Raw genomic sequence first — 508 nt, 5'->3', positions numbered from 1 at the left:
AATGATGGCAAGCCACTGGATTTGCAGCCAGACCTTTCCCACAACGCTGGATACGGGGTCGAAAATCACCAATGACTCTGCGGCCAGTTTTCTTGATTATGAGCCACCGCACAGGCAATTTCACAGGCATGACAGCCTATACATTCCGCAGCATCAGCAGCGATAAACTTGTTCATTTGCATCCCTTTCATTTGATGAGTTATGTCTTCTCAAATGTCGCAATGCAATAAACGGGCATATATGGGGAAACGAGTCAGTTTTAATTATAATTTTGTGAGAGATATCAAATTATCGCCCCTCAATCTGTGCCGTTTTCAAGATTTAAACATCGCCGTTCAAAAAAATGCCATCCGGATAAAAAGTATTAAATACGAGAGTGCGACATGCCAGAATGATTAATGAAATATCAATATGAGAAAATTAAAGATAATTTCATTGTCTATTTTTATTCTCATTTTCTCGGTTTAATCCCGATTATGTGATTGCCCCCGCATTTCCATCTTGTAAC

Annotated in this window: 1 pseudogene; it reads right to left on the bottom strand. The window is 39.6% G+C overall.

Going from position 1 to position 508, the window contains the following annotated elements:
- Positions 1–176: pseudogene (locus tag CRI63_RS24620) on the bottom strand (hypothetical protein); the annotation flags it as partial.
- Between the last annotated feature and the right edge of the window lie 332 nt (positions 177–508).

Source organism: Escherichia sp. E2661 (assembly GCF_004745185.1).
Taxonomy (GTDB): Bacteria; Pseudomonadota; Gammaproteobacteria; order Enterobacterales; family Enterobacteriaceae; genus Escherichia.
Note: the sequence above shows the minus strand (reverse complement) of the source record. Positions and strands in the feature narration are given on the sequence as shown.